Here is an 8,602-nt window from a genome sequence, read left to right as displayed (position 1 = left end):
AATATTTTTATTAACCACAAATTCGCAAATGATACAATCCAATTAATTTGCGAAATTGCGGTCGTTTTAAAACAATAGTAACCACTACTTTTCTTACTAAATGGTTGTGTTTTTTGTTTAATTACTAGCGAGCAAAAATAAGATCAATCCTAATTACTAAATTGAAGATTGCTTTGCCAAAAAATCAACATATTGTTAATAACTTATCCACTTTACCAATGTGTTTTTATATAAAATCCCTTGCCAATCCGTATATTTGCGTGTTATACAAAAAATACATTTTAGCATTAAATTTATATGAGCGAAGAAATAAAAAAGAATAGTTATTCAGCAGATAGTATTCAAGCCTTAGAAGGTATGGAGCATGTGAGAATGCGTCCTTCCATGTACATTGGCGATACAGGAGTTAGAGGTTTACACCACTTGGTTTATGAAGTAGTAGATAACTCCATCGATGAGGCGTTAGCAGGACATTGTGATACTATTACAGTTTTTATAAATGAAGATAATTCAGTTTCTGTAGAAGATAATGGTAGGGGTATTCCTGTTGATATGCACAAGAAAGAAGGTGTTTCTGCTTTAGAGGTGGTAATGACCAAAATTGGTGCCGGAGGTAAATTTGACAAGGATTCTTATAAAGTTTCCGGAGGTTTACACGGAGTAGGTGTATCCTGTGTGAATGCACTTTCTGATCATTTACGTGCTACAGTTTTCAGAGATGGAAAAATATACGAACAAGAATACGAACGTGGAAAAGCAATGTATCCCGTGAAGCAAATTGGTGAAACCACCAAACGTGGAACGATGGTTACTTTCAAACCGGACACTTCTATTTTTACACAAACAATCGAATTTTCATATGATACGTTGGCCGCTCGTATGCGTGAACTTTCCTTTTTGAATAAAGGAATTACCATTACGATGTGCGACAAAAGACATTTGGATGACAAAGGTGAATTGGTAACCGAAACTTTCCATTCAAAAGAAGGATTAAAGGAATTTGTTCGTTTTTTAGATGGAAATCGCGAACCAATCATTTCACATGTTATTAGCATGGATAATGAAAAAGGGGAGATACCGGTGGAAGTGGCTTTGGTTTACAACACCAGTTATTCGGAGAATATCTTCTCATATGTAAACAACATCAATACCCACGAAGGAGGAACGCACTTGCAAGGTTTCCGTATGGGATTAACGCGTACGTTGAAGAAATATGCCGACAGTTCAGGTTTATTAGACAAATTAAAATTTGAAATTTCCGGAGATGACTTCCGTGAAGGTTTAACCGCCATTATTTCGGTAAAAGTTCAAGAACCTCAGTTTGAAGGACAAACCAAAACCAAATTGGGGAACCGTGAAGTTGTTTCACCGGTAAGTCAGTCGGTAGCAGAAATGTTGGAGAATTACTTGGAAGAAAATCCAAATGATGCCAGAATTATTGTTCAAAAAGTAATCTTGGCAGCCCAAGCTCGTCACGCAGCAAAAAAAGCTCGTGAAATGGTGCAACGTAAAACTGTTTTAGGCGGCGGTGGATTACCGGGAAAACTTTCCGATTGTTCTGAACAAGATCCTGAAAAGTGTGAGATTTTCTTGGTTGAGGGAGATTCGGCAGGTGGAACCGCTAAACAAGGTCGTGACCGTGCATTTCAGGCCATTTTACCGCTTCGTGGTAAGATTTTGAACGTAGAGAAAGCCATGCATCACAAAGTGTTTGAAAATGAAGAGATTCGAAATATATTTACTGCTTTAGGTGTCACGATTGGAACCGCGGAAGATTCAAAAGCATTAAACTTAGAAAAGTTAAGATACCACAAAGTAGTCATCATGTGTGATGCCGATGTGGATGGTAGTCACATTTCGACCTTAATATTAACCTTCTTCTTCCGATTTATGAAAGAGTTGATTGAACAAGGACATGTTTATATTGCAACTCCACCTTTGTATTTAGTGAAAAAAGGAACTAAAAAGGAATATGCGTGGAATGATGATCAGCGTGATATGATTAATTTGAAATTAGGTGGGTCTGCTGCCATACAACGCTATAAAGGTTTAGGAGAAATGAATGCGGAGCAACTTTGGGACACTACTTTGAATCCTAACTTCAGAACTTTACGTCAAATAACTATAGACAGTTTAGCGGAAGCGGATAGAATCTTCTCAATGTTAATGGGAGATGAGGTTCCGCCTAGAAGAGAATTTATTGAAAAAAATGCTATTTATGCAAAAATCGATGCTTAAATCATAACTATTTAAAAATTAAAAAAATGAAAGTTACCATTGTAGGAGCAGGGAATGTAGGTGCAACATGTGCCGATGCAATTGCTTACAGAAGAATTGCCAGTGAAATTGTTTTATTAGACATCAGAGAAGGTTTTGCTGAAGGAAAAGCGTTAGATATTATGCAAACGCAAACAACTTTGGGGTTTAATACAAAAGTATCCGGAAGTACAAATGATTATTCAAAAACTGCGGGAAGTGATGTAGTTGTGATTACTTCAGGAATTCCACGTAAACCGGGTATGACTCGTGAAGAATTAATCGGAATCAATGCAGGAATCGTAAAATCTGTTGCAGAAAGTTTACTACAACATTCACCTAATGCAATTGTTGTGGTAGTTTCGAACCCAATGGATACAATGACTTATTTAACGTTAAAAGCAACAGGCATACCTAAAAATAGAATAATCGGAATGGGAGGAGCTTTAGATGGTTCACGTTTCAAATGCTATTTATCTCAAGCTTTGAACAAACCTGCAAATGATGTATCCGGAATGGTTATTGGTGGACATGGCGATACAACTATGATTCCGTTAACTCGTTTGGCTACTTATAACGGAGTACCGGTTTCAGAATTTTTATCTGCAGATGAATTAACAAAAGTTGCAGCCGATACAATGGTAGGAGGAGCAACGTTAACAGCTCTTTTAGGAACATCAGCGTGGTATGCACCGGGAGCTTCTGTTGCTTATTTAGTTGATAGTATATTAAACGACCAAAAGAAAATGATACCTTGTTCCGTATTTTTAGAAGGAGAATATGGTCAAAACGATATTTGTATCGGAGTACCTTGTATTATAGGTAAAAATGGAGTTGAAAAAATCGTTGATATTAAACTAAACGAGGATGAAAAAGCTAAATTTGCTAAAAGTGCAGACGCAGTTAGAGCAATGAATGGTGATTTAAAATCTGTTTTAGCCTAACTTTTTAAACATAGATTTAAAGAGACTGCATTTTTGCAGTCTTTTTTTTTGAGATTAATGCACAAATTAATTGGTTAATCCTATTCATAATTATATATTTGCACGTTTTATAAAATCGAAAGAACTGCCTTGTTTTCTTTTGTATTGTAAATCAAAACCATAACCAACAAAAATTAATTAATTCAAGTAATAATGCAGAGTAAAGGACTTATTAAATTTTTCGCAATTTTATTTGCATTGGTATGTATTTACCAACTTTCATTCACGTTTGTAGCCAATAAAGTTAAAGATGATGCAAAAGCATTTGCAGGGGTTGATGTTTTGAAAGAAGTAAAATATTTAGACTCTATAGGTAGAGAAAAAGTATTTAGCTTAGGATTTGCAGACTATACCTATAATGAAGTTAAAGACAAACAAATCAATAAAGGGCTTGACCTTGAAGGGGGAATTAACGTAATTCTTCAAATTTCTGTTAAAGATATTTTGAATGGATTAGCAAATAACTCGCAAGATCCAACTTTTAACAAAGCTTTAGCTGATGCAACAAGAAATCAAAAAGGAAACCAAACCTATTTGGATGCTTTTTTCGAAGCTTTTGATGCAGAATCGAAAGGAAAAGTAAAATTATCTTCTCCTGATATTTTCTTTAATAAGAATTTAGATGGTGAAATTAATTTGAAAATGACTGATAATGAAGTAAAAGCTGTTATCAAAAGAAAAGTAAATGAATCGGTCTTAAGTGCTTTTGAAGTACTTAGAAAACGTATTGATAAATTTGGGGTTACTCAACCAAATATACAGCAACTTGGGGAGTCAGGAAGAATTCTTGTTGAATTGCCGGGAGCGAAAGACGTTGATCGTATTAAAAAATTATTACAAAGTACAGCTCAATTAGAATTTTGGGAAACGTTCAAATTTGATGAAGTTGGTCAATATTTGGGTTCTGTAAATGAAGCCTTAAAAGCAACTGAAGTTAAAGTTGATGTAAAAGAGAAAACTTCTACAGGAATTGACTCTTTATTAACAGATACTGCCAAAGATTCATTAGCCAATACAAAAGGTAATAATCCATTATTTGATAAAATGTTGTCGTATGGTGGTGGTCCGGTTTTAGGCTATTTTGCACCAAAAGATACAGCTAAAATTAATGGTTATTTAAAAAGAGACAGCAGCAAAGCGTTGTTGACTCCTGAATTGCGTTATGCTCGTTTTGTTTGGGGAAAACCAACAACAATTGATAACGAGAAGAAAGAAAAAGTAGAAGCAGTTGAATTATATGCTTTAAAAACTGACCGTACAAACCAAGCTCCAATAAGTGGTGGAGTTGTAATTGATGCTCGTGATTCTTTTGACCAATTCGGAAAACCTTCTGTAACAATGCAAATGAACGGAAAAGGAGCTAAACAATGGGAAGAATTGACAGGAAAAGCTTTTACTCAAAAAAGTAATATTGCTATTGTATTAGATAACATCGTTTATTCTGCTCCTGGGGTTTCAACAGGACCAATTGCAGGTGGACGTTCTGAAATTTCAGGTAATTTCACTATTGATGAAACCAAAGATTTATCAAACGTTTTAAGAGCAGGTAAGCTGCCAGCTAAGGCTGATATCGTTCAATCTGATGTGGTTGGACCTTCCTTAGGTCAAGAAGCAATTGATAACGGTATGTTGTCATTTCTTATCGGTATGCTAGCTGTAGTTGTATGGATGATTTTATACTACGGAAAAGCAGGTATTTATGCAAATATTTCATTGTTAGTAAATATTCTTTTCATATTCGGAATTTTAGCCAGTTTAGGGGCTGTGTTGACATTGCCTGGTATTGCCGGTATCGTGTTAACCATTGGTATGGCCGTGGATGCTAACGTAATCATCTTTGAACGGGCAAAAGAAGAATTAGATGAGGGCAAAACATTGGAAGAAGCTATTAATTATTCTTTCACTTGGAAAGGGGCCATGTCTTCTATTTTTGATGCGAACATCACTACCGCATTAACTGCTTTAATCTTATTGGTTTTTGGTACAGGTCCTATTAAAGGATTTGCAACTACTTTATTAATCGGTATTGGAACCTCTTTATTTACCTCTATTTTTATCACAAGAATTTTATTAGACTGGAGTTTAAATAAAAAGCAGAATCTAACCTTTACTACATCAATGTCGCATAATTGGTTTAAAAATATGAATGTTGATTTCTTAGCAAAAAAGAAACTAGCCTATGGTATTTCAAGTGTTTTGGTTATTATTTCATTAGTATCTTTATTTTTTGTAAATGGATTAAATCAAGGAGTTGACTTTGTTGGAGGTCGAACATTCCAAGTTCGTTTTGAAAAAGAAGTAGTAGCAAGTGAAGTGAGTGCTACTTTAACTAAAACTTTTGGTACTAATGTTGAAGCTAAAACTTTCGGAACCGGTAATCAGTTAAAAATCACTACTAAGTATAAAGTTAATGAAGAGAGTGAAGGCGTAGATAAAGAAGTAAATGAAAAATTATTTGAGGGTTTAAAATCGTATTTTCCAAAAACTAGTTATGAAGAATTTGTAACAAACTCAGAAGGAAAAGAATTTGGAATATTACAATCATCTAAAGTGGGTCCAACAGTTGCAGAAGATATTAAAACAAATTCATATTGGGCAGTATTAGGTTCGTTGTTTATTGTATTTCTTTATTTATTGATTAGTTTTAGAAAATGGCAGTTCTCTTTAGGAGCTGTTTTAGCTGTTTTTCATGACGTTATTATTGTATTGGGTGTATTCTCACTATTTTGGAAAGTATTGCCCTTTAACATGGAAATTGACCAAGCCTTTATTGCAGCAATTCTAACCGTAATCGGTTACTCATTAAATGATACTGTAATTGTATTTGACCGTGTGCGTGAATATTTAGGTAAAGATGAAAGAGGTACTTTTAATGATGTTGTAAATAAAGCATTAAATACAACGTTAAGTAGAACGGTGAATACCTCTTTAACAACATTAATTGTATTGTTTGCTATCTTTATTTTAGGAGGAGAAACCATTCGTGGATTCGTATTTGCAATCTTAGTGGGTATCTTAGTGGGAACCTATTCTTCTTTGTTTATTGCAACTCCGGTTATGGCTGATACGATTAACAAACAAGATGCTAGAAAAGCCGCATTTAAAGGAGAAGAAAAGAAATAATTATTTTTTTATAACTAATTCAAAACCCGGCTTAAGTCGGGTTTTTTTATAGATATCATTTTCAACTATATTGGAATTAAAATAGCTTGTTTTATATCTTTATGATTAGGGATAGTAGTAAAGTAATAATAGAATAATAGCCTTTATTCCGTTTTGAACCTGATAGGTTTTGTAACCTGTCAGTTATGACTAACTGATCTTTCAACATTGAAAACATCTTCCATTTTTATTTGGAGTTCTACTAATGCTTTGTGTCACTGTTACCAATAAAAAAACCGACTCATTAAAGTCGGTTAGTTTAAAATATAAATAAAAAAGATTACACTTTCTTAGGTCTAAAAATAAAATAGAAACCTATCAATATAAACGGTATACTAAGCCATTGACCGGTTGTTAAGGCATTAAAAAGGGGATAAGATTCAAAACCGCCTTGACTTTCTTTTAAATATTCTACCCCAAAACGAACGGACCAAAGTAATACCATAAAGGTTCCGAAAATAAGTCCTTCTTTCTTACGGGCTTCTGTTTTCCAATACATGAAAAATAAGATTAGAAAAACAATAATATAAAAGATGGCTTCGTATAATTGGGATGGATGTTTAGCAGGAACAGCCTCCAATAAATTTGAAAATTGTGGGTTTTCAGCAATGGCTTTGTAGGCTTCTTTCGGATTAGCAATTTGTGTATTTTCTACCGCTTGTCTTTTAGAATAAAAATCCTGAACAAATTTAATTCCAAAAGAAGAAGTTGTTTCATGACCTACAATTTCAGAATTGAAAAAATTTCCTAATCTAACAAAAACTGCTCCACTGGCAACCGGAATAACAACTCTGTCTAAAACCCAAAGTAGGGATTTATGCATGATTTTTTTACTGAAGTAAACCATGAAAAGAATGATTGCAATGGCTGCACCATGACTGGCTAATCCTGAAAATCCGGTAAATTCAAAACTTGGTTTTGTCCGGATAGGTAGAAAAATGCTTAATGGGTCTTCTCTGAATAATTCGGGCTGATAAAAAATAACATGCCCTAATCGAGCACCAATTAATGTAGCAATAACGGTATATATAAATAGACTGTCTAATTTTTCTAAGGATTCATTTTCTCTGACGAAAATATATTTCATAATATACCAACCTAGGCCAAAAGCAATCACGAACATTAAACTGTAAAAACGAACTGTAAACGAACCGATTTCAAAACCTTCCGAAGGATTCCAAACAAAACTTAAAAATTGGGTTACCATATAGATATAATATTTAATGTAAATGTAAACGAATAAATTACAAATTGCAATTTGAATACGCTAATATATTCTTAAAAGTAGGAGTTAAGGTACAGGGTCATAACCACTTTTTCCCCACGGATGACATTTTGAAATGCGTTTTACAGCAAGCCAAATTCCTTTTATTACTCCATGTTTAACAATTGCTTCGTGAGAATAACTGGAACAAGTAGGTTCAAAACGACAAGTTGCCGGAGTTAAGGGTGAAATGACTACTTGATAAAAACGAATCAAAAAAATAAAAGGGAAACGAATTATTTTTTTAAACATTGATTTACATGTTTTATGATATATGTACTGAATAGCAAACAGATTTTTTGGATTATATTGATTTCTTCGAATTATAATGGTTTGCACTATTCAAATTTAGCATAAATTTTCAACATCTCGTCTCCCCCTCCTTTGGAGGGGGTTGGGGGGAGGTTTATTAATTTACGCTAAAACTAGTTCCTTCTTTACCATCTTTCAACTGAATACCAATGGCTAACAATTGATCTCGAATTTGATCAGATAAAGCAAAGTTTTTATTGGCACGAGCTTCCATTCGCATTTGAATCATTAAATTCACAACACCTTCAAGCTTGTCAATGTTATCATTACAACTTTTTTCGTCTGAAATACCTAATACATCATAAACAAAGGTATGAAGAGAGGAAGTCAAATTTTGAATATCAGTGGCGGTTAACGATTCTTTTCCATCATTTACCAAATTGACAAAGCGAATGCCTTCAAATAATTGTGCAATTAATATAGGTGTATTAAAATCGTCATTCATGGCATCATAACAACTTTTTTTCCAAGCGGAAATGTCCAAGGTTGAACTAGAACTTGCAGCTAAATTTTTAAGCAATTCCATTCCTTCCATTAATCGATTGAATCCTTTTTCAGAACCCAAAATAGCCTCATTAGAAAAATCTAAAATACTTCTGTAATGTGCCTGAAGCATAAAAAAGCG

At 33.9% G+C, this 8,602-nt stretch carries 6 protein-coding genes; 3 read left to right on the top strand and 3 right to left on the bottom strand.

The genetic code is table 11. The annotated features are described in order from the left end of the window. Positions 1–297 precede the first annotated feature (297 nt). From gyrB to secDF, 3 genes are all read left to right on the top strand, one after another. Positions 298–2,238 (top strand): DNA topoisomerase (ATP-hydrolyzing) subunit B, encoded by a 1,941-nt coding sequence (gyrB, locus tag ACIQ2Z_RS11950; RefSeq protein ID WP_396184387.1) that lies wholly within the window; start codon positions 298–300, stop codon positions 2,236–2,238. 26 nt (positions 2,239–2,264) lie between these two features. After that, entirely contained in the window at positions 2,265–3,200 is a 936-nt protein-coding gene (gene mdh / locus ACIQ2Z_RS11945; protein WP_396184386.1) for a malate dehydrogenase, read from the top strand. Between the two features lie 192 nt (positions 3,201–3,392). Further along, positions 3,393–6,362 carry a protein translocase subunit SecDF gene (gene secDF, locus ACIQ2Z_RS11940; protein WP_396184385.1) on the top strand — a complete coding sequence of 990 codons (2,970 nt, stop codon included), beginning with the start codon at positions 3,393–3,395 and terminating at the stop codon, positions 6,360–6,362. A gap of 319 nt (positions 6,363–6,681) precedes the next feature. On the opposite strand, the gene lgt is transcribed toward secDF, so the two are convergent. The 3 genes from lgt to ACIQ2Z_RS11925 form a co-directional block, all read right to left on the bottom strand. Next, positions 6,682–7,608 (bottom strand): prolipoprotein diacylglyceryl transferase, encoded by a 927-nt coding sequence (lgt, locus tag ACIQ2Z_RS11935; protein WP_396184384.1) that lies wholly within the window; start codon positions 7,606–7,608, stop codon positions 6,682–6,684. 84 nt (positions 7,609–7,692) lie between these two features. Continuing rightward, positions 7,693–7,917, bottom strand: a complete 225-nt coding sequence (gene yidD / locus ACIQ2Z_RS11930) for a membrane protein insertion efficiency factor YidD (protein ID WP_396184383.1) — start codon at positions 7,915–7,917, stop codon at positions 7,693–7,695. A gap of 157 nt (positions 7,918–8,074) precedes the next feature. Next, on the bottom strand, positions 8,075–8,602 hold a 528-nt coding region (locus tag ACIQ2Z_RS11925), incomplete at its 5' end, for a DALR domain-containing protein (RefSeq protein WP_396184382.1).

The organism is Flavobacterium sp. (assembly GCF_044361015.1).
Taxonomy (GTDB): Bacteria; Bacteroidota; Bacteroidia; order Flavobacteriales; family Flavobacteriaceae; genus Flavobacterium.
The sequence above is the reverse complement of the archived record's forward strand: the minus strand, read 5'-3'. Positions and strand labels throughout refer to the sequence as shown.

Excerpts from the sequence above, each read along its gene's own strand:
- gyrB (WP_396184387.1), top strand. The coding sequence starts at position 298 with ATGAGCGAAGAAATAAAAAAGAATAGTTATTCAGCAGATAGTATTCAA.
- mdh (WP_396184386.1), top strand. The coding sequence starts at position 2,265 with ATGAAAGTTACCATTGTAGGAGCAGGGAATGTAGGTGCAACATGTGCC.
- secDF (WP_396184385.1), top strand. The coding sequence starts at position 3,393 with ATGCAGAGTAAAGGACTTATTAAATTTTTCGCAATTTTATTTGCATTG.
- lgt (WP_396184384.1), bottom strand. The coding sequence starts at position 7,608 with ATGGTAACCCAATTTTTAAGTTTTGTTTGGAATCCTTCGGAAGGTTTT.
- yidD (WP_396184383.1), bottom strand. The coding sequence starts at position 7,917 with ATGTTTAAAAAAATAATTCGTTTCCCTTTTATTTTTTTGATTCGTTTT.